Annotated in this window: 23 protein-coding genes; 10 read left to right on the top strand and 13 right to left on the bottom strand. The window is 65.3% G+C overall.

Annotated features, from left to right (window positions below; all coding sequences use genetic code 11):
• Positions 1 to 88 precede the first annotated feature (88 nt).
• Together I6F20_RS23315 and I6F20_RS23310 are read right to left on the bottom strand one after the other, a co-directional pair.
• Positions 89 to 886 carry a tetratricopeptide repeat protein gene (locus I6F20_RS23315; RefSeq protein ID WP_225127982.1) on the bottom strand — a complete coding sequence of 266 codons (798 nt, stop codon included), beginning with the start codon at positions 884 to 886 and terminating at the stop codon, positions 89 to 91.
• 80 nt (positions 887 to 966) lie between these two features.
• Complete coding sequence (locus tag I6F20_RS23310) at positions 967 to 1,212, bottom strand: PilZ domain-containing protein (protein WP_018644993.1); 246 nt, start codon at positions 1,210 to 1,212, stop codon at positions 967 to 969.
• 228 nt (positions 1,213 to 1,440) lie between these two features.
• Between I6F20_RS23310 and I6F20_RS23305 the strand changes: the two genes are divergently transcribed.
• The 5 genes from I6F20_RS23305 (at position 1,441) to I6F20_RS23285 (ending at position 7,871) form a co-directional block, all read left to right on the top strand.
• Positions 1,441 to 2,979, top strand: coding sequence for a YifB family Mg chelatase-like AAA ATPase (locus tag I6F20_RS23305; RefSeq protein ID WP_225127981.1), 1,539 nt, complete (start codon positions 1,441 to 1,443; stop codon positions 2,977 to 2,979).
• Positions 2,980 to 3,087: 108 nt separating this feature from the next.
• A complete protein-coding gene (locus I6F20_RS23300) occupies positions 3,088 to 3,555 on the top strand; it encodes a hypothetical protein (protein WP_036003195.1) in 468 nt (155 codons plus the stop codon).
• A gap of 228 nt (positions 3,556 to 3,783) precedes the next feature.
• Entirely contained in the window at positions 3,784 to 6,027 is a 2,244-nt protein-coding gene (locus tag I6F20_RS23295; RefSeq protein ID WP_225127980.1) for an ATP-binding protein, read from the top strand.
• A gap of 84 nt (positions 6,028 to 6,111) precedes the next feature.
• Positions 6,112 to 6,741, top strand: coding sequence for a histidine phosphatase family protein (locus I6F20_RS23290; protein ID WP_036024309.1), 630 nt, complete (start codon positions 6,112 to 6,114; stop codon positions 6,739 to 6,741).
• A 71-nt stretch (positions 6,742 to 6,812) separates the two neighbouring features.
• Positions 6,813 to 7,871 (top strand): AI-2E family transporter, encoded by a 1,059-nt coding sequence (locus tag I6F20_RS23285; RefSeq protein ID WP_225127979.1) that lies wholly within the window; start codon positions 6,813 to 6,815, stop codon positions 7,869 to 7,871.
• A 45-nt stretch (positions 7,872 to 7,916) separates the two neighbouring features.
• Here the strand turns inward: I6F20_RS23285 and I6F20_RS23280 are convergent, their stop codons facing one another.
• The 8 genes from I6F20_RS23280 to hisB all read right to left on the bottom strand — a co-directional run bounded on the left by I6F20_RS23280 (position 7,917) and on the right by hisB (position 13,001).
• Entirely contained in the window at positions 7,917 to 8,156 is a 240-nt protein-coding gene (locus tag I6F20_RS23280; RefSeq protein ID WP_036003274.1) for a hypothetical protein, read from the bottom strand.
• 104 nt (positions 8,157 to 8,260) lie between these two features.
• On the bottom strand, positions 8,261 to 9,217 hold the full coding sequence (gene coaA, locus I6F20_RS23275; RefSeq protein WP_036003185.1) for a type I pantothenate kinase: 957 nt from the start codon (positions 9,215 to 9,217) through the stop codon (positions 8,261 to 8,263).
• Positions 9,218 to 9,253: 36 nt separating this feature from the next.
• Positions 9,254 to 9,577 (bottom strand): phosphoribosyl-ATP diphosphatase, encoded by a 324-nt coding sequence (locus tag I6F20_RS23270; protein WP_036044993.1) that lies wholly within the window; start codon positions 9,575 to 9,577, stop codon positions 9,254 to 9,256.
• 77 nt (positions 9,578 to 9,654) lie between these two features.
• A complete protein-coding gene (gene hisF / locus I6F20_RS23265) occupies positions 9,655 to 10,428 on the bottom strand; it encodes an imidazole glycerol phosphate synthase subunit HisF (protein ID WP_018646048.1) in 774 nt (257 codons plus the stop codon).
• 3 nt (positions 10,429 to 10,431) lie between these two features.
• Positions 10,432 to 11,178 (bottom strand): 1-(5-phosphoribosyl)-5-[(5-phosphoribosylamino)methylideneamino]imidazole-4-carboxamide isomerase, encoded by a 747-nt coding sequence (hisA, locus tag I6F20_RS23260; protein ID WP_225127978.1) that lies wholly within the window; start codon positions 11,176 to 11,178, stop codon positions 10,432 to 10,434.
• Entirely contained in the window at positions 11,166 to 11,816 is a 651-nt protein-coding gene (gene hisH / locus I6F20_RS23255; RefSeq protein WP_036003163.1) for an imidazole glycerol phosphate synthase subunit HisH, read from the bottom strand. Before hisH ends, hisA begins: the two co-directional genes overlap by 13 nt.
• On the bottom strand, positions 11,813 to 12,343 hold the full coding sequence (locus I6F20_RS23250) for a DUF2628 domain-containing protein (RefSeq protein ID WP_225127977.1): 531 nt from the start codon (positions 12,341 to 12,343) through the stop codon (positions 11,813 to 11,815). Before I6F20_RS23250 ends, hisH begins: the two co-directional genes overlap by 4 nt.
• Before the next feature lie 64 nt (positions 12,344 to 12,407).
• The gene (gene hisB, locus I6F20_RS23245; protein ID WP_036003156.1) at positions 12,408 to 13,001 is read right to left on the bottom strand and encodes an imidazoleglycerol-phosphate dehydratase HisB; all 594 of its coding nucleotides are present in this window, start codon (positions 12,999 to 13,001) and stop codon (positions 12,408 to 12,410) included.
• Between the two features lie 191 nt (positions 13,002 to 13,192).
• On the opposite strand from hisB, the gene hslV reads away from it, so the two are divergent.
• The 5 genes from hslV to I6F20_RS23220 all read left to right on the top strand — a co-directional run bounded on the left by hslV (position 13,193) and on the right by I6F20_RS23220 (position 17,547).
• Positions 13,193 to 13,753 (top strand): ATP-dependent protease subunit HslV, encoded by a 561-nt coding sequence (gene hslV / locus I6F20_RS23240; protein WP_036003154.1) that lies wholly within the window; start codon positions 13,193 to 13,195, stop codon positions 13,751 to 13,753.
• Positions 13,754 to 13,943: 190 nt separating this feature from the next.
• Positions 13,944 to 14,426, top strand: a complete 483-nt coding sequence (locus I6F20_RS23235) for a GNAT family N-acetyltransferase (protein WP_225127976.1) — start codon at positions 13,944 to 13,946, stop codon at positions 14,424 to 14,426.
• Positions 14,423 to 15,040, top strand: coding sequence for a DUF2585 domain-containing protein (locus I6F20_RS23230; RefSeq protein WP_225127975.1), 618 nt, complete (start codon positions 14,423 to 14,425; stop codon positions 15,038 to 15,040). Before I6F20_RS23235 ends, I6F20_RS23230 begins: the two co-directional genes overlap by 4 nt.
• A 49-nt stretch (positions 15,041 to 15,089) precedes the next feature.
• Positions 15,090 to 16,394: an ATP-dependent protease ATPase subunit HslU gene (gene hslU, locus I6F20_RS23225; RefSeq protein WP_036003145.1), complete on the top strand. Its 1,305-nt coding sequence runs from the start codon at positions 15,090 to 15,092 to the stop codon at positions 16,392 to 16,394.
• 28 nt (positions 16,395 to 16,422) lie between these two features.
• Complete coding sequence (locus I6F20_RS23220; RefSeq protein WP_225127974.1) at positions 16,423 to 17,547, top strand: hypothetical protein; 1,125 nt, start codon at positions 16,423 to 16,425, stop codon at positions 17,545 to 17,547.
• A gap of 69 nt (positions 17,548 to 17,616) precedes the next feature.
• On the opposite strand, the gene I6F20_RS23215 is transcribed toward I6F20_RS23220, so the two are convergent.
• The 3 genes from I6F20_RS23215 to I6F20_RS23205 are packed head-to-tail and all read right to left on the bottom strand — an operon-like array spanning position 17,617 to position 20,424.
• Entirely contained in the window at positions 17,617 to 18,207 is a 591-nt protein-coding gene (locus I6F20_RS23215; protein ID WP_036003140.1) for a Smr/MutS family protein, read from the bottom strand.
• The gene (gene mltA / locus I6F20_RS23210) at positions 18,204 to 19,739 is read right to left on the bottom strand and encodes a murein transglycosylase A (RefSeq protein WP_036024296.1); all 1,536 of its coding nucleotides are present in this window, start codon (positions 19,737 to 19,739) and stop codon (positions 18,204 to 18,206) included. The genes I6F20_RS23215 and mltA overlap by 4 nt, the downstream gene beginning before the upstream one ends.
• A complete protein-coding gene (locus I6F20_RS23205) occupies positions 19,717 to 20,424 on the bottom strand; it encodes a Tim44/TimA family putative adaptor protein (RefSeq protein ID WP_036003134.1) in 708 nt (235 codons plus the stop codon). The genes mltA and I6F20_RS23205 overlap by 23 nt, the downstream gene beginning before the upstream one ends.
• Positions 20,425 to 20,746 lie beyond the last annotated feature (322 nt).

The following is a 20,746-nucleotide window of genomic DNA, read 5'->3' as shown; positions in this document are numbered from 1 at the left end:
AACGCCTTCCGCGTTTGTCGCGAGGGAAAACCGCTTCACACTTTGCGCTGACGCGGCCCTTCGGGTCCGGATCATGCTCTAGGGCGGACTACCTGTCCGCCCGCTGCTGCTTTTTCGCCAGCAGCTGCTTCAGCGCCGCGACCTTGGCCGCGGCCTGGTCCGGCGGCAGATCTGCCTTGACGAGGATTTCGGCCTCGGCCTCGCGACCCTGCAATCCCAGCACGAGCGCCAGATTGGCGCGGACCCGCGCATCGTTCTGATTGCGCTGATGGGCGCGGCCGAGCACCTGTTCGGCCTTCGATAGATTATTCTGCAGCATGTAGGACAGGCCGAGATTGGACAGCACGGTCGGCTCGTTCGGCACGATCTTCAACGCCGCAGCGTAATATTGCTGGGCTTCCTCGTTGCGGCCGAGCTGGTCGAGCACAGCGCCCTGCGCCGACAGGATGCGCCAATCGGGATCCTCGGGCGAATGCGCCCGGCCGAGGACGTCGAAGGCCTGCTGGAAATTGCCGTTGTCGGCGAGCGCGCGGCCGTAGCCGGCGAGCAGCGCCTTGTTGCCAGGACGGGCGAGCACGGCCTGCTCCAGCACTGCGACCGCCTGCGCGCGCTGGCCGCTGCCACGCAGCGCCTTGCCGTATTCGAGAGCAATGGCGGGATCGCTCGGCTTGGCGCGATAACGCTCGCGAAGTGCGTCCATCTCCGGCGTGGGGTCGGCCTTGCTGTCGGACTTGCCGTCAAACCTGGCGGCGGACTCCCGCTTGCCGCCGAGCGCACCGGTGACGTCGTCGATGCCGGCCGTCTGACAGCCGCCGAGGGCGAGGATCAGGACGGCGGAACACAGATATCCCGCCGGGGATAAGGCGAGGAACGAACGCTTGGGCATACTCTGATCACTCGGCAACTGATCAGAGATGCTTACCCATTAACGCTAAAGTCCCGTTAAGGAGGCGCGCCTGTTGAGGTTCAGTCGACGAACTCGGCGCCGAATTCGCAGCCGATGCGCCAGCGCAGGCGGCATTGGCGGGAATAATCAGGCGCGAAGATGATGGTGAATTGCGGCGGCACTTCCAGAAATTCCGCCACCACTTTCACGCCGCCATCCGAAATGTCCGTGATCGTGCAATCCCGCGGCAGCGAGCCCGCGCCAAAATGGATCTTGGCGAGGCGGCTGCACACCCGACGTTCGCTTCTCCGGCGATTTGCAAGCATTTGAACTGTTCACCCGTTAGACCACGGCCCATCCCGCAGCCCTAGGAGTAGCGGACATTCGTTGGAATGTGCTGAGGAGAGAAGGCGGCATTCGAGACGTAGTGTCTGGGCTGCGTTTACGATTGGTTAGGATTTGACCGGCCGCCAAGCGATTGTTCCCGTATTGTTCTTGCGGAAACGGCCGCGCTCTGCTACCCCTAATTGCAGCAATGGGCAGGCTGGTTCGGCATGGTTCAGCGGGTTTCTACCGTCGCCTTTGAGGGGATCGAGGCCCGCGCGGTCGACGTGCAGGTGCAGGTCGCGCCTGGCCTGCCGGCCTTTGCCATCGTCGGCTTGCCGGACAAGGCGGTGTCGGAGGCGCGCGAGCGGGTGCGCTCGGCGCTGATCGCCTCGGGGCTGGCGCTGCCGGCGCGGCGGATCATCGTCAATCTGGCTCCGGCGGACCTCCCGAAGGAGGGCAGCCATTACGACCTGCCGATCGCGCTCGGGCTGATGGCCGCGATCGGTGCGATCCCGCCGGATGCGCTGACCGGCTTCACCGTGCTCGGGGAGCTCGGCCTCGACGGCTCGATCGCGCCGGTGGCCGGCGTCCTTCCCGCCGCGATCGGCGCCAATATGCGCGAGGAAGGACTGATCTGCCCGGCGTCCTGCGGCTCCGAGGCGGCGTGGGCGAGCCCGGACATCCAGATCATTGCCGCACACTCGCTGATCCAGATCGCCAACCATTTCAAGGGCACCCAGGTGCTGTCGCGGCCGACGCCGAAGGTGCACGAGGCCGCCGCCTCGACCCTCGACCTGCGCGACATCAAGGGCCAGGAAAGCGCCAAGCGCGCACTCGAGATCGCGGCCGCCGGCGGGCACCACCTGCTCATGATCGGCGCGCCGGGCGCGGGCAAATCGATGCTGGCCGCGCGCCTGCCCTCGGTCCTGCCACCGCTGTCGCCGAGCGAGCTGCTCGAGGTCTCCATGATCGCCTCGGTCGCCGGCGAGATCGAAGGCGGCGCGCTGACGGCGCGGCGCCCGTTCCGCTCGCCGCACCATTCCGCCAGCATGGCCGCGCTCACCGGCGGCGGCGCGCGCGCCAAGCCCGGCGAGATCTCGCTGGCACATCAGGGCGTGCTGTTCCTCGACGAATTGCCGGAGTTCGATCCGCGCGTGCTGGATTCGCTGCGCCAGCCGCTGGAGAACGGCGAGGTCGCGGTGTCGCGCGCCAATCATCGCGTCACCTACCCTGCCCGCTTCATGCTGGTCGCGGCGATGAATCCCTGCCGCTGCGGCAATGCGTTCGAGCCTGGCTATGCCTGCAAGCGCGGCCGCATCGACCGCTGCACCGGCGATTACCAGGCGCGCATCTCCGGTCCGCTGATGGACCGCATCGATCTGCGCATCGAGGTGCCGGCGGTGACCGCCGCCGACCTGATCCTGCCGCCGCCGTCGGAAGGATCAGCTGAGGTCGCCGCCCGCGTGGCGGCGGCGCGCGACATCCAGCTGGCGCGCTATGCGGATGCAGGCCTGCCCCATGTCCGCACCAATGCTGAAGCCCCCGCCTCCGTGCTGGAGGAGATCGCAAAGCCGGATGCGCAAGGCGCCAAGCTGCTGCGCGACGCCGCGGAGACCATGCGCCTGTCGGCGCGCGGCTATCACCGCGTGCTGCGGGTGGCGCGCACGCTGGCCGACCTCGACCATGCCGACAAGATCGGCCGGCTGCACCTCGCCGAAGCGCTGTCGTACCGCGCACTCGCGGAGGATGTGCGCCAGCTGGCTTGATCATTCCGCGCATCAACCCGGCGGTAACGACTTTCCTTTACGCTCTGCAAACCATAAGGCCCGACGCGTTTCGGTTGTGAGTTCCCGGGGCCTAGCGAGTAGAGCGTCATGTTGCGTTTCAAGTTCCTGGCCTCGGCTGTTCCCCTGTTGGCGGCTGCGGTGTTCGCCCGCGCCGAGATCGGATCGGTGTCGCATCCCTGCATCGCGCTGGGCGACACATCGGTCGAGCTCACCTCGCTGTTCTGGACCGCCGGCGTGCATGTCGCCTTCACCGACGATCCCGCGCGGGCAACGGTGCGGGTCCAGATCACCGAGGATGCCGACGCCGCGGATTTTGCCGTGGTCGACGACGGCCTCGGCTCCGAGCCTGACACCTGCCAGGCCAGCCCTTCGACGCGTCTCGTCTCGATCGCCGCGCAGCCGGTCGACGGCGGCCAGGTGGTCTATCTCTCCAGCGAAGGACCGGCGGATTACCGCATCTATGTGCGCTCAAAGACGTTCTCGCCGCGCGAGGCGGCGGCGCTGATCGTCGGCGCCCGCGGCGGCCATGGCCGCTTCCAAGCGGCATCGCTTTAGAGCTTTGTGTTTGAGCATGATCTCCGCGCAAACGCGTTCCGCGTTTGTCGCGAAGGAAAACCGCTGCACACTTTTCGCTAACGCGGCCCTTCGGGTCCGGATCATGCTCTGACCCGTTAACGTCTCGTCAACCCTGTTCGGAGGCGGCGCCACCGCCGCAATTTGTTCGCAAGGTCGGCGGGCCATCGTCGCACGCGGCGGCGGGGTTTCAGGCAAGGGTCGGTTGCGATGGGTCGGACGTTCCGGATCAAGGTGCGCATGCGTCGTTTCAGGCGACGGCATCCGAGGCTCGCTTTCGCGATCCGCTCCTTCATGATCTTCTCGGCGACGTTCGGCGGCGCCTATGGTTTCGTCTCCGGCAGCCGGTCCGACAATTCCGGCTACGATCCCCACACCTTTGCGATCGGCGCCAGCTTCCTGTTCGCGCTCGCCTGCCTCGGCCTTGCGACGCTGAGCATGCGTCTGCGCTTCGTCAATAAGCGGCTGCGGACGCTCGCCGCCCACAACGAAGCCTTGATCGACCGCAATTGGGAGCTGAAGGAAGCGGAAGAGCGCGCCCGCAGCCTGTTCGAGCAGCAGGGCGACCTCATCGTGCTGCGCGCTTCCGACGGCCGCATCACCTTTGCCAACGAGGCCTATTGCGCGCTCGCAGGACAGGCGCGCAGCGCGCTGGTCGGCACGCGCTTCGATTTCGACGTGCTGGAGCAGGGCGACAGTGCCCGCGAGAGCAGCGGCACGCGCATCCACGACCAGAAGATCGCAACCCCGCTAGGCGCGCGCTGGATCGCCTGGCGCGAGGGCTATGTCCGCCTCGATGCCGGCCAGCCCGCCGAGTTGCAGAGCGTCGGACGCGACGTCACCGACCGCACCGAGACCGAGCGCGCATTGTCCGACGCGCGCGACCAGGCCGACGCCGCCAACCACGCCAAGTCGCGCTTCCTGGCGATGGCCTCGCACGAGATCCGCACCCCCCTGAACGGCATCATCGGTATGGGCGGCCTGTTGCTCGACACCGATCTGACGCCGGAGCAGGCGACCTATGCCAGGGCGGTGAAGACCTCGGGCGAAGCCTTGATGGCGCTAATCGAGGAGCTGCTCGACTATTCCAAGATCGAGGCCGGCAAGCTCGACCTCGATCAACGTCCCTTCGCGCTCTCGACCCTGGTCGAGGAGATCACCGAGCTGCTCGCGCCGCGCGCGCAGGCGAAGACGCTCGAGATCGCCGCCTATGTCGACGAGCGCCTGCCGCTCGAAGTGGTCGGCGACGCCGCGCGGTTGCGCCAGGTGCTGCTCAACCTCGCCGGCAACGCCATCAAGTTCACGAGCAGCGGCGGCGTGGCACTGATCGTCGAGCCCGGCATCTGGCCGACCGAAATCAGCTTCCTGGTTCGCGACACCGGCATCGGCATCGCAGCCGAAGCCCAGCAGCGCATCTTCCGCGAATTCGAGCAGGCCGACGAGCGCGTCGCCCGCACCTATGGCGGCACCGGACTTGGCCTCGCCATCAGCGAGCGCATCGTCAAGCGCATGGGCGGCCGGATCACGCTCACGAGCGAGCCGGGCAAGGGCTCGACCTTCGAAGTCGCGGTGCCGCTTCCGCCGTCGCGAGGCGGCGCCGGGCAGACCGCCTTTCCGAGTCCCGACCTCACCGGCAAGTCGATGCTCCTCGTCGCCAACGGCATCGAAGCCTCGCTCATCGCGCGGCGCCTCGAACGCTGGGGCGGCCAGACCTGCCTGGTTGCAGATGCGGCGGTCGCCGAAGCATTGCTGCCGGAACGCTCCTGGCACACGGTGCTGATCGATCGGGCGATCGGCCCAGCCGCGGCCGATCAGCTCGGTGAGGCCGCCCGCGCGCATGCCTTGCAGCGCCTCGTTCTGCTGACGTCGAGCTCGCGCCACGAGAAGCTGTCGCCGGCTTTCACCGGCTTTCTGGTGAAGCCGCTGCGCGCGGCCTCGCTCGCCGCACGCCTTGCCCTGACGCCGGAGGTCGCCTCGCCCGATCTCGCGCCGGAGCCGCCGCCGGCCTCCGCCGGCCCCGCGCCGGCGAAAGGCCTGTCGATTCTCGTCGCCGAGGACAACGAAATCAACGCCTTGCTGATGCGCTCGCTGCTGACCAAGCTCGGCCATCGCGTCGTCATTGCCGTCCATGGCGAGGCCGCGCTGGAATCCTGGCTCGCCGCGTCATCGGCCGGCACGCCCTACGATCTCGTGCTGATGGACATCCAGATGCCGCAGCTCGACGGCATCGAGGCGACAAAGCGCATCCGCGCGCACGAGGCCGCGCTGGGCGATTCCCAGACGCCGATCCTGGCGCTCACCGCCAACACGCTGGTGGAGGATCGTTATGCCTGCTTCGAGGCAGGCATGAACGGATTTCTGATCAAGCCGGTCGACCGTGAGAAACTCGAGGAGGCTCTGGCGGGCCTCGCCGCATCCCGGCACCAGACGGTTCCGGATCTCACGGGAACCTGATCTCGTCTGACGATCGCAATTGAAATTGAGCGCGTTGCGCGTCACGATCCCACCGGGGGCATTTTGCAACCAAAGGATTTGCGCATGAACGTGCTTTGCCGCCTCGCCCTGATTGTTCTCCTGGCTGGAATCTCCCGCCACGCAGCCGCCGACACACCGGACCTCATCTCGTCGCTCAAGCAGGGCGGCTACGTCCTGATCTTCCGACACACCGCGACTGACGACAGCCAGAAGGATGTCTATCCCTTCAAGTTCGACGACATGAGTGCCCAGCGTCAGCTCAGCGAGAAGGGCAGGGACGCGGCGCGCCAGATCGGGACGGCGATCAAGGACCTCGCGATCCCCATCGGCGACGTCTACACCAGCCGGCTGAACCGCGCGGTCGAGGCCGGCAAGCTGATCTCCGGCCGTGAGGTCAAGCCGGTCGATGCCCTGACCGACAGCAGCAACGCCAGCGCATCGGGAATGGCAAACCCGACCGGCGCCAATGCCAAGGCCGGGCAGGCCGTGCGTCAGCTCGTCGATGCGCCGCCGCAGTCCGGCACCAACACCGTCCTGGTCACCCACAAGACCAACATCGCCGATGCCTTCGGCAAGGACGCCGGCAACGTCGGGGAAGGCGAGGCCTTCGTCTACAAGGCCGGCAGCTCGGGTCCCGCCACCTTCGCAGGGCGCATCACGCTTGCGGATTGGATCGCAAAAGCGGGCAGGTGAGGACCTGCCGCTCCGCCACGATGTTGTGCTACGGACATCCTCTGGCGAACGAGCGAAGAGCTGGCGAACACGTGAGAACATCGGAGAATCGTTCATTCCTCATCCTGCTCGGCGCGATCTCCGTCGCGTTCGTCTGGGTGCTTTGGCCGTTCTCCGGTGCCGTGTTGTGGGCCACGCTGCTGGCCATCATCTTCGCCCCGTTCTATCGACGGATCCTGAAATCCGTGCCCGAAAAGCACAACCTTGCCGCCCTCGTCACCGTCATCGTGGTGGTCGTCATGGTCCTGATCCCCGTGGCGATCATCATCGCGTCGCTGATCGACCAGGGCGGGGAGCTGTATCAGCGCGTTCAGAGCGGGGAGATCAGCCTCGCTCATCCCCTGCAGCAGCTGAAATCCGCGCTGCCCGCCTGGGCTGCGTCGCTCGGGGATCGTCTGGCCGGCATCGATTTTTCGGCCCTGAGGGAGCGCCTGTCGGGTCTGGTCGTCCCTGCCGGCCAACAGCTGGCCGGGCATGCGATCAACATCGGTCAGGTGACGCTGGAGTTCGTCGCAAGCCTGCTCGTGATGCTGTACCTGCTGTTCTTCCTGCTGCGCGACGGTGACGAGCTCAATGCCCGCATTCGCGAGGCGCTCCCGCTGAGCCCGAACCATACCGCGGAAATTCTCGATGTCTTCACCCTGGCGGTTCGTGGAACGATCAAGGGGATCGTTCTCGTCGCGTTGATACAGGGAGCACTCGGCGGGCTCATCTTCTGGCTGCTCGGCCTCACCGCGCCGCTGCTGGCGGGCGCGCTGATGGCGCTGCTCTCGCTGCTGCCGGTGCTCGGCTCCGCGCTGGTCTGGGTTCCGGTTGCGCTTTACCTGCTTGTGGCAGGTTCGGTCACGAAGGGACTCGTCCTGCTCGCTTTCGGCACCTTCGTGATCGGCCTTGCGGACAATTTTCTCCGCCCGATCCTGGTCGGCCAGTCGATCCAGATGCCGAGCTATATCGTGCTGCTCGCCACGCTGGGCGGCCTTGCGACGTTCGGAGCGAACGGGTTCGTGATCGGCCCGCTCGTCGCTGCAATGTTTCTGACGACGTGGCACATCTTCGTCGTCTCGAAGTCGAAACAGGGGGCCCCGAAATGATCGTCATGCCGGGCCTGGAGCGGGCGATCCGGCCGATGCGCAATCTCATGCAGCAGAGACAATAAAGCGCGGTGCAGACAGCTTGTCCGGCGTCGTCTGGCCTCCCCGGAAGACGGTATTTGCCTGCGCGGCGCGCTTGCAATGGGGGCACACGAAGAGATGCGCGATGACCGGGGTCGGCTCGTCCGTGAGCAATTCCGAGCGGAACCACTTCATCTCGACATGGCAGTCCGGGCAGACCGGAGCTTCCAGCTGCTCCGCAGCGCTCCTGAGACGATCAACCATGGTGTGCCCCCGCCGTTTTCCAAGGAATAGCGGAATACCCATTATTGGTCTGCAACAAAAGATACTCTGCCCGAACGGTCAAGAACCTACGCTCACCGCCGCGCTTACAGTCGCCTGAGCGCCACGCTTTCCACGGTGTGGTCGGCGCCCTTCTTGAGGATCAGCGTCGCACGGGGCCGGGTCGGCAGGATGTTGTCCTCGAGATTGGCGAGGTTGGTACGCTCCCAGATCGCGATCGCGGTCGCGGTGGCTTCCTCGTCCGACAACAGCGCATAGCGGTTGAAGTATGATTTTGGATTGGTGAATGCGGTGTCGCGCAGCGCCAGGAAGCGCTTGATGTACCATTGCCGCAGCGCCGCCTCGTCGGCGTCGATATAGACCGAGAAATCGAAGAAGTCGGAAACCACCGGCACCGCCTTGCCGTCGCGCGGCAGCTTGCCGGTCTGCAGCACGTTGACGCCTTCGACGATCAGGATGTCGGGCTGGTCGATCTCGGCCCATTGGTTCGGCACGATGTCGTAGGTCAGATGCGAATAGACCGGCGCACGGACGTGGCGGCGGCCGGCCTTGATGTCGGAGAGGAAGTTGAGCAGCATCGGCAGATCGTAGCTCTCCGGAAAACCCTTCTTCTGCATGATGCCGTGCCGCTCGAGCACCGCATTGGGATAGAGAAATCCGTCCGTGGTGATCAGCTCGACTTTCGGCCGCGGCGACCAGCGCGCCAAGAGGGCCTGGAGCACGCGTGCCGTGGTGGATTTCCCGACCGCCACCGAGCCGGCGACGCCGATGATGTAGGGCACCTTGCGGTCCCTGATGTTGAGGAACTGGCGCTCGGCGTAATACAGCCGCTGCATGGCATCGACGTAGATCGACAACAGGCGCGACAGCGGCAGATAAATGTCTTCGACCTCCTGCAGGTCGAGGCGATCGTGCAGCGAACGCAGCCGGTCGAACTCGCCCGGCTCGAGCGTCATCGGCGTATCGTCGCGCAGTCGCGCCCATTCCTCACGCGTATAAACGCGGTAGGGATTGTACTGCTGCTCGGGTGCGCGGATATCCATGACGCCGCCTTTCCGTTGCGATCTATTCGCCCTTGCCTAGCCGCCCTTGCGCGACGCCTTCTCTTCCAGCCCCGACATCGAGGTCCGCTTGTCCAGCGCGGCCTCGACCTCTTCCAGCTTTATGCCGCGCGCCTTCAGCAGCACAAGGAAATGATAGAGCAGGTCGGCACTTTCAGCGATCAGATGCGCGCGATCGTTTTCGACTGCAGCGATTACGGTTTCGACTGCTTCCTCGCCGAACTTCTTGGCGCAATGCTCGGGGCCTTTGTCGAGCAGCTTGCGGGTATAGGATGCTTCGCCGCCGGACGCTGCGCGGGCGTCGATGGTTTCGGCCAGATCATGGATCGTGAAACGCGGCATCGGACTCACTCGGAAACACATGGGACCACGGCGGCCATCCCCAGCCACCAACGTAGCATTCTTATGAACGAGAGTCGTCAGGCATCGAGGCGCATCGGCAGCCCACGCCGCGCCATGTGCTCCTTGGCTTCGCGGATGGTGAATTCCCCGAAATGGAAGATCGAAGCCGCCAGCACCGCCGTGGCGTGCCCGTCGCGGATACCGTCGACGAGATGGTCGAGATTGCCGACGCCGCCCGAGGCGATCACGGGAACGGGAACGCTGTCGGCGATCGCGCGGGTCAGCGGAATATCGAATCCCTGCCTTGTGCCGTCGCGGTCCATCGAGGTGAGCAGGATTTCACCGGCGCCGAGCGAAACCACCTCCTGCGCGTATTCGATCGCGTCGATGCCGGTCGAGTTGCGCCCGCCATGGGTGAAGATCTCCCAGCGGTCGCCGCCCGGACGCTTGACGCGCTTGGCATCGATCGCGACCACCACGCACTGCTCGCCGAATTTTTCAGCGGCTTCCTTGACGAATTCGCGCCGCGACACCGCGGCGCTGTTGATCGACACCTTGTCGGCGCCGGCGCGCAGCAGCGTCTTGATGTCGTTGACCTCGCGCACGCCGCCGCCGACGGTGACAGGCATGAAGCAGGCTTCCGCCGTGCGCCGGACCACGTCCAGCATGATGCCGCGGTTCTCGTGGGTCGCGGTGATGTCGAGGAAGGTGAGCTCGTCGGCGCCGGCGGCGTCATAGGCGATGGCGGCTTCGACGGGATCGCCGGCATCCCTGAGATCGACGAAGTTGACGCCCTTGACGACGCGGCCGTCCTTGACGTCGAGGCAGGGGATCACGCGCACCTTGAACATGGGTCAGCTCCTGCGCGCGTCGCGGATCAAGGTGAGGGCGGCGGCGGGATCGAGCCGGCCGTCATAGAGCGCGCGCCCGGCAATCGCGCCGGCGAGCTTCTTCGCGCGCGGCGTCAGCATGGCTTTCACGTCCTCGATCGAGGCGAGGCCGCCGGAGGCGATCACGGGAATCGAAATGGCATCGGCCAGCGCGATGGTCGCCTCTAAGTTCAAGCCCTTGAGCAAGCCGTCGCGCGCGATGTCGGTGAAGATGATGGCGGCAACGCCGGCATCCTCGAAGCGCTTGGCGATCTCGAGCACCGTGACCTGCGACGTCTCGGCCCAGCCCTCGACCGCGACCTTGCCGTCGCGCGCGTCGAGCCCGACCGCGACGCGGCCGGGGAATGTCTTCGCGGCGGACTTCACCAGCTCGGGATCGCGCACCGCGGCGGTGCCGATGATGACGCGGGTAATGCCCTTGTCGAGCCAGGCTTCGACGGTCGCGAGATCGCGAATGCCGCCGCCGAGCTGGACCGGGATCTTGATCGTCTTCAGCATCGCCTCCACGGCGTCGGCATTCACCGGCTTGCCGGCGAAGGCACCGTCGAGGTCGACGACGTGGAGATATTCAAAGCCCTGCGCGGCAAAGCTCTGCGCCTGTGCGGCCGGATTGAGATTGAACACGGTCGCGCGCGCCATGTCGCCTTGCTCGAGGCGCACGCACTGGCCGTTCTTGAGGTCGATCGCGGGAAAGAGAATCACGGTTTCCATCGCAAGAAGTTCGAGATCAGGGCCAGCCCGAAGCGCTGGCTCTTCTCGGGGTGGAATTGCGTGCCGATGGCGGTGTCCTTGCCGACGATCGCCGTGACGGGCCCCCCGTAATCGGCGCGCGCAAGCACGTCCGCCTCGCTGGCGGCGTTGAGATGGTAGGAGTGCACGAAATAAGCGTGCTGGCCCTTGGGACCGAGCGGCAGCTTGTTCAGCACCGGATGCTCCTGCAGCAGGTCCAGCGTATTCCAGCCCATGTGCGGGATCTTCAGGCTTTCATCGCGCGGCGTGATCTTCTCGACGTCGCCGCCGATCCAGTTCAGGCCTTCGGTGACGACATGCTCCTTGCCGCGGCTCGCCATCAGCTGCATGCCGACGCAGATGCCGAAGAACGGCCGCGCCTTGACGCGCACCGCTTCGGTGATGGCCTCGACCATGCCGTTGACGGCATCGAGCCCGCGGCGGCAATCGGCGAAGGCACCGACACCCGGCAGCACCAGGCGATCGGCCTCGTAAGCCTGGTCCGGATCGCTGGTAACAAAGACCTTTTGCGGGCTCTCCAGGCTGCGCGCGGCGCGCTCGAAGGCTTTCGCGGCGGAATGCAGATTGCCGGAACCGTAATCGATGATGGCGACGCTCACCTTGATCCTCCCGGTTCTGGAAACAACCCAATGATGCCGCCGGCTGGAATGGGCGGCGGGTTCGAGAATGGCTGGCCCGGCACATTCCGGGTCGGCGGCGGGCCGCCGCGATCGACGGCCCATTGATCGCCAGCGCTGCCGTTCTGCTTCTGGCTCCAGCGTTCGAAGAAGCGGCGCTCCGCAGTGTCGCTGTCGTCGGCGACGACGATATCCAGCTGCCGCCACTTTCCGCGCGACAAGGTCCAGCGGCGCAGGCTCGAGGCTTCGAGGCCCATCAGCACCGCGACGATGCAATCGGCGAAGAAGATCGAGGAGCGCCCGACGCCGAGACTCGACAGCCCCGCGTTGAACGCAACCAGGAAGATCAGATAGCCGATCAGCGCCAGCCACAGCCGATTCCACAACAGCCAGAACGGACCGAAGATCATCGCCCAGAAATGGAAGCCGTCGCGCACGAACACGAACTTGTCGGTCGCGCGCGGGTCGGCTCCTGCGGGTGAGGGAGCGTGAACTGTGTAGACAGGCATGGTGATGCCCCGTTCTCGAAGTTCAGTGATGCCGCCAGCAGCGTTCGCCGCAAGACGGAAGATGTCAGCCGCCGAGCGAGCCCTTGGTGGACGGGATTTCGCCCGCCGCCTTCGGATCGATCGCCACGGCCGCGCGGAGCGCCCGAGCCAGACCCTTGAAGCAGGACTCGGCGATATGATGGCTGTTATCGCCATATAGGGTCTCGACGTGGAGAGTCACGCCGGCGTTGATGGCAAAAGCCTGGAACCACTCGCGCACCAGCTCGGTGTCGAACTCGCCGATCTTGTGCCGGGGGAAGTCGGCCTTGAACACCAGGAACGGGCGGCCCGAGATGTCGATCACCACGCGCGTCAGCGTCTCGTCCATGGGCATGTGCACGCCGGCATAGCGGGTGATACCCGCCATGTTGCCGAGTGCCTGCTTGACCGCCTGGCCAAGCGCGATGCCGGTGTCCTCGGTGGTATGGTGATAATCAATGTGCAGATCGCCCACCGCCTTGACCGTGAGGTCGATGCGGGAATGGCGGGCGAGGAGATCGAGCATATGGTCGAAAAAGCCGATGCCGGTCGCGATATTGGCCACGCCGGTGCCATCGAGGTTCACGGAGACCTCGATGTCGGTTTCCTTGGTCTTGCGCTTGATCGTCGCGGTGCGCATTGAAAGCTGGCTTTCATCCTAGCTAGGGAGCCGAAAACGCCAGTCTCTTAACAGCCAAATGACACCTTCGCTACTGCGGGAACGGCCGGCCGGACCTCTACTTCTGCCTATGGTGAGCGAAATTCGGCCCGGAACGGCCCGTTGTGCCCTTCGTCCCGACCGCCTAAATCAGGCCGGACAGTGAGGTATTCATGCAGGACTCCCAGAACAGCTCGCCGGGCTGGCACGGCACCACGATTCTAACGGTCCGCAAGGGCGGCAAGGTGGTGGTCGGCGGCGACGGCCAGGTCTCGATCGGCCAGACCGTGATCAAGTCCAATGCCAAGAAGGTCCGCAAGCTCGGCAAGGGCGACGTGATCGGCGGCTTTGCCGGCGCCACGGCTGACGCCTTCACGCTGTTCGAGCGGCTCGAATCCAAGCTCGAGCAATATCCGGGGCAGCTGACCCGGGCGGCGGTGGAGCTCGCCAAGGACTGGCGCACCGACCGCTATCTGCGGCGGCTGGAGGCCATGATGATCGTGGCTGACAGGGACGTCTCCCTGGTGCTGACAGGCACCGGCGACGTGCTCGAACCCGAGGCCGGCGTGATGGCGATCGGCTCCGGCGGCAATTACGCGCTGGCGGCGGCCCGGGCCCTGCTCGACACCGACAAGGACGCCGAGACCATCGTCCGCCGCTCGCTGGACATCGCCGCGGACATCTGCGTCTACACCAACCGGAATCTGACGATCGAGAGCCTGGCTACGGGGTAGGGCGGAGGGGTCATTTGTCCGAGTGCCTCTCCGCACGGTCGGTGCAACCTCTCCCGCTTGCGGGGGAGGTCGGCGCGAAGCGTCGGGTGGGGGCTCTTCCCTCTGGGGGATTGTCCCATTGCGGAAACACCCTCTCCCCAACCCTCTCCCGCATGCGGGAGAGGGAGAGCAGCACCGCTGTGGGCGCTAGATGACGCAAAGCTACGCCTTCCGTCCCATGACCGCGGCTGACATGCCGCTGATCCGGCGCTGGCTCGCCGCACCGCATGTCGCCGAGTGGTGGCATGATCCGGAGACGCTGGAATTCGTCGGCGGCGACCTCGATCATCCCGACCTGGCGCAATTCATCGTCAGCCTTGACGGCCGGCCTTTCGCCTACCTGCAGTGCTACCAGCTCGGCGATTGGCATGTCAGCTTCGGCCCGCAGCCCGTGGGCACTCGCGGCCTCGATCAGTTCATCGGCAAGGCTGACATGCTCGGATGCGGCCACGGCTCCGCTTTCATCCGCGCCTTCATCGACCAGCTCTTCGCGCGCGGTGTACCGCGCATCGTGATAGACCCGAGTCCTTCCAATGCGCGCGCGATTCGTGCCTATGAGAAAGCTGGCTTCGTGCCGCAGCACGAGATCGTCACGCCCGATGGTCCCGCACTCCTGATGATCCGAGACCCATGACGCTCGCCGCAACTCCCGCCGCCAAGACCACCTTCCCGCCGCTCGCCTGGGCCGGCATCGCGCTACTGCTGCTGGCGCTGCAGGCGGCGATCCTGCTTGCGATGGGGCGCGTGCCGATCTGCGCCTGCGGCACCATCAAGCTGTGGCACGGCGTGGTGAACAGCTCGGAGAATTCTCAGCAGATTGCAGACTGGTACACGTTCTCACACGTCCTGCACGGCTTCCTGTTCTACGGCCTGACCTGGCTGCTGTTCGCGCGGTTTCCCTTGCTGTCTCTCTCCTGGCCCGCACGGCTGGTCATCGCCATCCTGATCGAAGGCGCCTGGGAGATCGTCGAGAACTCGCCCTTCATCATCGAGCGCTACCGCGCCGGCACGATCTCGCTGGATTATTACGGCGACAGCATCCTCAATTCGGTCTCGGACAATCTGGCCATGATCTTGGGGTTCCTGGCCGCACGCGCGCTGCCTGTCACCACGACCGTGCTGCTGGGGCTGGCCTTCGAGATCGTGCTGGCGCTCCACATTCGCGACAATCTGACGCTCAATATCCTGATGCTGATCCATCCGATCGAGGCCGTGAAGCAATGGCAATCCGGCCCGCCGATCATCTGACCCAAAATGCGGCTTGTCCTTGGCCGTCTCCCGCCCTAGCTAATCAGACATGACAGACTTCTCCCCCCGCGAAATCGTTTCCGAACTCGACCGTTTCATCGTCGGCCAGGGCGACGCCAAGCGCGCCGTCTCGATCGCGCTGCGCAACCGCTGGCGCCGGCAGCAGCTCACCGGCTCCTTGCGCGAGGAGGTGCTGCCGAAGAACATCCTGATGATCGGCCCCACCGGCGTCGGCAAGACGGAAATCGCGCGGCGGCTCGCCAAGCTCGCGAATGCGCCGTTCCTGAAGGTCGAAGCGACCAAGTTCACCGAGGTCGGCTATGTCGGCCGCGACGTCGAGCAGATTATCCGCGATCTCGTCGAGGTCGCAATCGCGCAAGTGCGCGAGCGAAAGCGCAAGGACGTGCAGGCGCGCGCCCAGCTTGCCGCCGAGGAGCGCGTGCTGGATGCGCTGGTCGGCGCCAATGCGAGCTCGGCGACACGGGAATCCTTCCGCAAGAAACTGCGCGCCGGCGAACTGAACGACAAGGAAATCGAGATCGAGACGCAGTCGTCGGGCGGCGGCATGCCGATGTTCGAGATCCCGGGCATGCCGGGCGCTCAGATGGGCGCGATCTCGCTCGGCGACATCTTCGGCAAGCTCGGCGGCCGCAGCAAGACGCGCCGGCTGACGGTAGAGAGCTCGCACGAGATCCTCGTCAACGAGGAATCCGACAAGCTCTTGGACACCGAGCAGCTGACGCTGGAGGCGATCAGCGCGGTCGAGAACAACGGCATCGTGTTCCTCGACGAGATCGACAAGATCTGCGCTCGCGACGGCCGCGTCGGCGGCGACGTCTCGCGCGAGGGCGTGCAGCGCGATCTCCTGCCGCTGATCGAAGGCACCACGGTCTCGACCAAGCACGGCGCGGTCAAGACCGACCACATCCTCTTCATCGCCTCCGGCGCCTTCCACGTCGCCAAGCCGTCCGACCTGTTGCCGGAATTGCAGGGCCGCCTGCCGATCCGCGTCGAATTGCAGGCGCTGACCCGCGACGACATGCGCCGCATCCTGACCGAGCCCGAGGCCTCGCTGATCAAGCAATATGTCGCCCTGATGCAGACCGAAGGCGTGACACTCGACATCACCGACAGCGCCATCGATGCGCTGGCCGACATTGCGGTTGCCGTCAATTCAACGGTCGAGAATATCGGCGCCCGGCGGCTGCAGACCGTGATGGAGCGGGTGCTGGACGAGATCTCCTTCACCGCCCCCGACCGCAACGGCGAGACCGTCCGGCTCGATGCGGATTACGTGCAAAAGCACATCGGCGACCTCGCCAAGAATGCGGATCTGAGCCGCTTCATTTTGTGATTCGGAGCGGTCACGCTATTGATGCGGCGTGACCGTACGCATCCTGCAAAATCCCTGGCGGCTCCTGCTCGCGATCAACGCGGCGGTCATCGTCGGCGTGCTCATTCACAAGATCCAGCTGCCGCCTTACGTCCCCTACATCCACCTCCTGGTCGATTATCATTTCGGCTTTATCAAGCGCGCGCTGATCGGGGCAATCGTCGCGCTGTTCACCGACAAGGTGCCGGTCTGGCTGGTGTTCGCGCTCGGCGGGGCGACGTGGCTTGCAACGCTGGGCCTCTATGCCAGGCTCTTCCAGAACACGTTCGGCTTCTCTGCGAAAACGCTGCCGCTGTTCGTCTTCATCGCGGGTTCGCCGTTCTTCCTGAAGAACTTCATGCACACGCTCGGCCATTTCGATATCTATGGCTGCGCGCTGGCGATCGTCCTGCTGCTGATGCCGGCGAGCTCGCTCGCCTTCGTGGCGACGGCTGCTTTGTTCTCGATCGTTCTCGTGCTGATCCATCACATCCATCTCTTGATGTACGTGCCGACGATCATCACCATCGTCGTGATCCGGCATTACCTTGCTTACGGTTGTGACCGCAGCAATGTTGTCTTCGGCGGGGTCGCTCTCGCCATTGTCTCCGCGCTGTTCTTCGCCGCGCAGTTTCTGGGAACGATGCCGGTCCCCGAAACGGACTTCGTCGCCTATCTCAAGAGCCGGATGGCCGATCCTGCGCGCATCGACCTCTTGCAATTCGCCTACATCTGGTACCAGCCGCTGGCGAAGGAGGTTGCCGACACCTGGGGCCGCCTGCCGCACAACATTCTCGGCGTGCCCGTGTTCGCAGCTCTGATCTGGCTGCACGCGCCGCTGTGGCGCTTCTTTGCCAGCCTGATCGGCGCGCTCGCCAGCGATCTGCACAAGCGGCTCGTCATCGCAGCACTGGTCGGCATCAGTGTCGCCTATCTCGTGATGTTCGCGATGGTGTTCGACTATTCACGCTGGATCTCGAACTGGGCGGTCTGCATGTTCCTGATCCTTCACGCGGTGAAGGTGCTTCCGGCCGCACGGGAGACAGCGCTGATCCCGGCGGAGGATCGGAAGACAAATATCTTCGGTTTGATCCTCACGCTGATCCCGCGCGTCGGAATCATCCGGCCGTTTTAGCGCTCTGCTTAGGCGGCATCGGAGGTGCGCTCCCTCTCCCGCAAGCTTTGTGGGAGAGATGTAGTGCCATTACCCTCTCGCCCGCCTGATCCGCACATACAGCGCCCCCTCGCCGCCGTGGCCGATCGCGGCTTCCTCGAAGCCGACCACGAAGGCGCGGAATTCCGGCAGGCTGAGCCATTCCGGCACTTGGCGGCGGAGCACGCCGCTTTCGCCGCCACTGCGTCCCTTGCCGGTGATGACGAGCACGAAGGTGAGGCCGTCCTGATGGGCGCGGTGCAGGAAGCCGGCCAGCGCGCGATGGGCGCGCATCTGGGTCATGCCGTGCAGATCGAGCCGTGCCTCGATCTCGCTGCGGCCGCGCGACAGCTTGGTTCGCTCGCGCTTGCCGAGCGGCGCTAGCGGCGGAATCGACGGCTTTGCAGCGCGCGGCGCCGGTGCAGCGGCAACCGGCCTTGACGGTGGCGAAGTCCTCGTCACCTGGGACCCGGGCGAAGATTCGGCGCGCGGGGTAGCATGCGCCTTGGCCGCGCGATGCTTCCGCAGCGGCTTGACATGCTTTGCGACGAGATCCCACAGCTCGCGCTCCTCCTCGCTCAGCGCGCGACGGCGCGGCGAGGGGCGAGGCTCCAGCACGGGCGGACGGGACGGCCGTTTCATTGCGGGCGATGAGGACGATTCTTTGCCGGACGGCGCGGCTCAGGGGCAGGCTCGATCGCGGGACGCGGCACCGGCAGCGGAACCGGGCCGGCGACGGCGACTGTTTCGGTCTTGCCTTGCGCCGCCGCGGCGACGGGCGTGCCGGTCTTTGCCGGATCGGTCTGCGGAAACAGCTTTGCGATCTTCTCGGCGGGCCTTGGGTCCGGGATCGGCAGCTTCGCGGCGCGCGGGGCCGGATCGAGGCTCTTCGGCACCAGCATCACGAATTGCATGGGGTGGCGCAGCCGGCCGGAGACACGGCCGGCATCCGCGCCGGCGCCGAAAAACAGATCAGCCCGTGCGGGCCCGATGATGGCAGAGCCGGTGTCCTGCGCGATCATCAGCCGGCGGAACGGCGTCTTGGCGCGTTCTGACTCGATCGGAAGCTCGCCCTCGATGAAGAACGGCGTGCCGTAGACATGCAGCGATTTGTCGACGGCGATGGAGCGCCCCGCGGTCAAGGGAATGCCTTGCGCGCCGACTGCCTCCTCCTTGTCGGAGAGGTTGACCTCGCGGAAGAAGATGTAGGCGCGGTTCGCGCGGCGCAGCTCCTTGGCGCCGTCGGGGTTCTGCGCCATCCACTCCCTGATCTTCTGCATCGACATCTCCTCTCTCGGGATGATGCCGCGCTCGATCAGGATGCGACCGACCGCCGTGTAGGGATAGCCGTTATAGGCGTCGTAATTGAGTCGAACCGAGCTGCCGTCGTCGAACTTGATGCGGGCCGAGCCCTGGATCTGCGCGAACAACAGATCGGTCGGATCCTTCAGCCAGGCGATCTCGAGCCCCCGGCCGGCGATCTTGCCGTCCTCGATCTCGCCGCGGTCGTAATAGGGCACCAGCTTGCGGCGGCCGATCTTGCGATAGACCGGGCCCTTGTTGGGCAGGCTGAGCGCATCCTGCTTGTAGCCGCGCACGAATAGATTCGAGGGACGGCGATAGACCGGCACGTTGTAGACGTCGGTCTGCGTTCGCGATCCCTCCAGCACCGGCTCGTAATAGCCGGTGACGAAGCCTTCGGGCTCGCCGAGCCGCGAGATCCGCAGCGGCGTGAAATTCTCCTCGAAGAAGGTCTTCGCTTTGCCGTCGTCGGCGAGATCCAGCGTCTTGGCGACACGGCAGGGCTCACCCAGCGATGTGCCCAAAGCTTTGGGCTCGGCCTTGGCTTCGCCGTTCTGCGCATTGATCGGCTTGCAGCTGGCGCGAAAGGTCTTGTACGCGGCGAGATGATTGTCGTCGCCCCACCCCTTCACGTCCGCCCAGGCCAGCGGCAGATATTGCGCGCCGGGAATTTCGAAGGGCAGGGTGAGCTGCGGATAGGGCAAGGCTCGTGGCGGAGCGGCAGGCGTTCGCGGCAGATGGTGGTGGTGGCTGCGATGGTGACGCCGCGCCGCCTCGGCGCCGAGCGAAAACGACGACAGCGCGACGGCAGCTGCGCAAAGCGCCGTCGCGCCGTTCTTCAGGAAGATATTAATTCGCGCTTCCGGTGCCAACCAGCTTCCAGTTCGGATCGCGAGAGGAGGTGTCGCGGGCGAAAGTCCAGATATCGGTGATATCGGCGACCGTGTCGGCGCTGCCGTCGACGATGTTGCCGGCCTTGTCGCGGGTGGCCGAGATCATCTGCGAGACGAAGCGCACGGTGAGCTGCGCACTGCGATCGCGCAACTCGGCGCCGACGAGCTCGGCCTTGTCGATCGACACGAAGCGCGTCTCGGTCTTCTGCTCGTTCTTCTCGCGTTCCTTGATTGCAGCGTCGAAGCTTTCATAGACGTCCGACGACAACAGATCGCGCAGCGCGCGGCGGTCGCCATTGGCAAAAGCCAGCACGATCATCTCGTAGGCGCCGCGCGCGCCCGAGAGGAAATGGCGCGGGTCGAAGCTGGAATCCTTCTCGACGATGGCATCGAGACCCTGCGCCAGCGGCGTGCCCGGCTCGGTCAGCCCCTTCCAGCGATCGGACGGCGCGGTCGGCTCGGCCGTCGGCGCCAGCGGGGCCTGGTCGATCACCTTCCCCGGCATGGTCACGACGTTGTTGTCCTGGGCGCCTCCGAGCGCGTTGCGGGCGGCGGTGCGATCGAACGGCGGCCGCTCGTTGCCGGTGCGCTGCCCCAGCACGCTACGCAGCCGCAAGAAGATGAAGACGGCCAGCGCCAGGAATATGATGGTGTAGATGTCCACGTCGTATTCGCTTTCTGGTCTTTGCAGGGCTCGTTGCCGGGAAAATCAATCCGGCCAGTAGACCGTTCCTTACGGAAACGGCAAGTCTACATCACCATTTTGGGTCCACGTCAGGTCCGTGGGATGTAGGCACGAAATCTGGCCCGGCCAATGGCGCCTTTTGGCACAGCGCCAAGTGTAGCGCGTTTTATGCTTAAGGGGAAACCCGATCCTGCCTGGAAATGGCGCATCTTCAATCGTTTAAGGCGAAATTTCGCGGAAAAGGCAGGAGGAACGTCAAAGCCGCGATTGCGGCCCGAATTCCCGGTCCGGGACCGTTCGT

The sequence above is a fragment of the Bradyrhizobium sp. IC3123 genome (assembly GCF_020193625.1).
GTDB lineage: Bacteria > Pseudomonadota > Alphaproteobacteria > Rhizobiales > Xanthobacteraceae > Bradyrhizobium > Bradyrhizobium yuanmingense.
This window is presented reverse-complemented; position numbering and strand designations above follow the sequence as displayed.

Excerpts from the sequence above, each read along its gene's own strand:
- I6F20_RS23295 (WP_225127980.1), top strand. The coding sequence starts at position 3,784 with ATGGGTCGGACGTTCCGGATCAAGGTGCGCATGCGTCGTTTCAGGCGA.
- hslV (WP_036003154.1), top strand. The coding sequence starts at position 13,193 with ATGCAGGACTCCCAGAACAGCTCGCCGGGCTGGCACGGCACCACGATT.
- I6F20_RS23305 (WP_225127981.1), top strand. The coding sequence starts at position 1,441 with ATGGTTCAGCGGGTTTCTACCGTCGCCTTTGAGGGGATCGAGGCCCGC.
- hslU (WP_036003145.1), top strand. The coding sequence starts at position 15,090 with ATGACAGACTTCTCCCCCCGCGAAATCGTTTCCGAACTCGACCGTTTC.
- I6F20_RS23230 (WP_225127975.1), top strand. The coding sequence starts at position 14,423 with ATGACGCTCGCCGCAACTCCCGCCGCCAAGACCACCTTCCCGCCGCTC.
- I6F20_RS23315 (WP_225127982.1), bottom strand. The coding sequence starts at position 886 with ATGCCCAAGCGTTCGTTCCTCGCCTTATCCCCGGCGGGATATCTGTGT.
- coaA (WP_036003185.1), bottom strand. The coding sequence starts at position 9,217 with ATGGATATCCGCGCACCCGAGCAGCAGTACAATCCCTACCGCGTTTAT.
- I6F20_RS23250 (WP_225127977.1), bottom strand. The coding sequence starts at position 12,343 with ATGCCTGTCTACACAGTTCACGCTCCCTCACCCGCAGGAGCCGACCCG.
- hisA (WP_225127978.1), bottom strand. The coding sequence starts at position 11,178 with ATGGAAACCGTGATTCTCTTTCCCGCGATCGACCTCAAGAACGGCCAG.
- I6F20_RS23270 (WP_036044993.1), bottom strand. The coding sequence starts at position 9,577 with ATGCCGCGTTTCACGATCCATGATCTGGCCGAAACCATCGACGCCCGC.
- I6F20_RS23310 (WP_018644993.1), bottom strand. The coding sequence starts at position 1,212 with ATGCTTGCAAATCGCCGGAGAAGCGAACGTCGGGTGTGCAGCCGCCTC.
- hisB (WP_036003156.1), bottom strand. The coding sequence starts at position 13,001 with ATGCGCACCGCGACGATCAAGCGCAAGACCAAGGAAACCGACATCGAG.
- hisF (WP_018646048.1), bottom strand. The coding sequence starts at position 10,428 with ATGTTCAAGGTGCGCGTGATCCCCTGCCTCGACGTCAAGGACGGCCGC.
- I6F20_RS23300 (WP_036003195.1), top strand. The coding sequence starts at position 3,088 with ATGTTGCGTTTCAAGTTCCTGGCCTCGGCTGTTCCCCTGTTGGCGGCT.
- I6F20_RS23290 (WP_036024309.1), top strand. The coding sequence starts at position 6,112 with ATGAACGTGCTTTGCCGCCTCGCCCTGATTGTTCTCCTGGCTGGAATC.
- I6F20_RS23280 (WP_036003274.1), bottom strand. The coding sequence starts at position 8,156 with ATGGTTGATCGTCTCAGGAGCGCTGCGGAGCAGCTGGAAGCTCCGGTC.
- I6F20_RS23235 (WP_225127976.1), top strand. The coding sequence starts at position 13,944 with ATGACGCAAAGCTACGCCTTCCGTCCCATGACCGCGGCTGACATGCCG.
- I6F20_RS23215 (WP_036003140.1), bottom strand. The coding sequence starts at position 18,207 with ATGAAACGGCCGTCCCGTCCGCCCGTGCTGGAGCCTCGCCCCTCGCCG.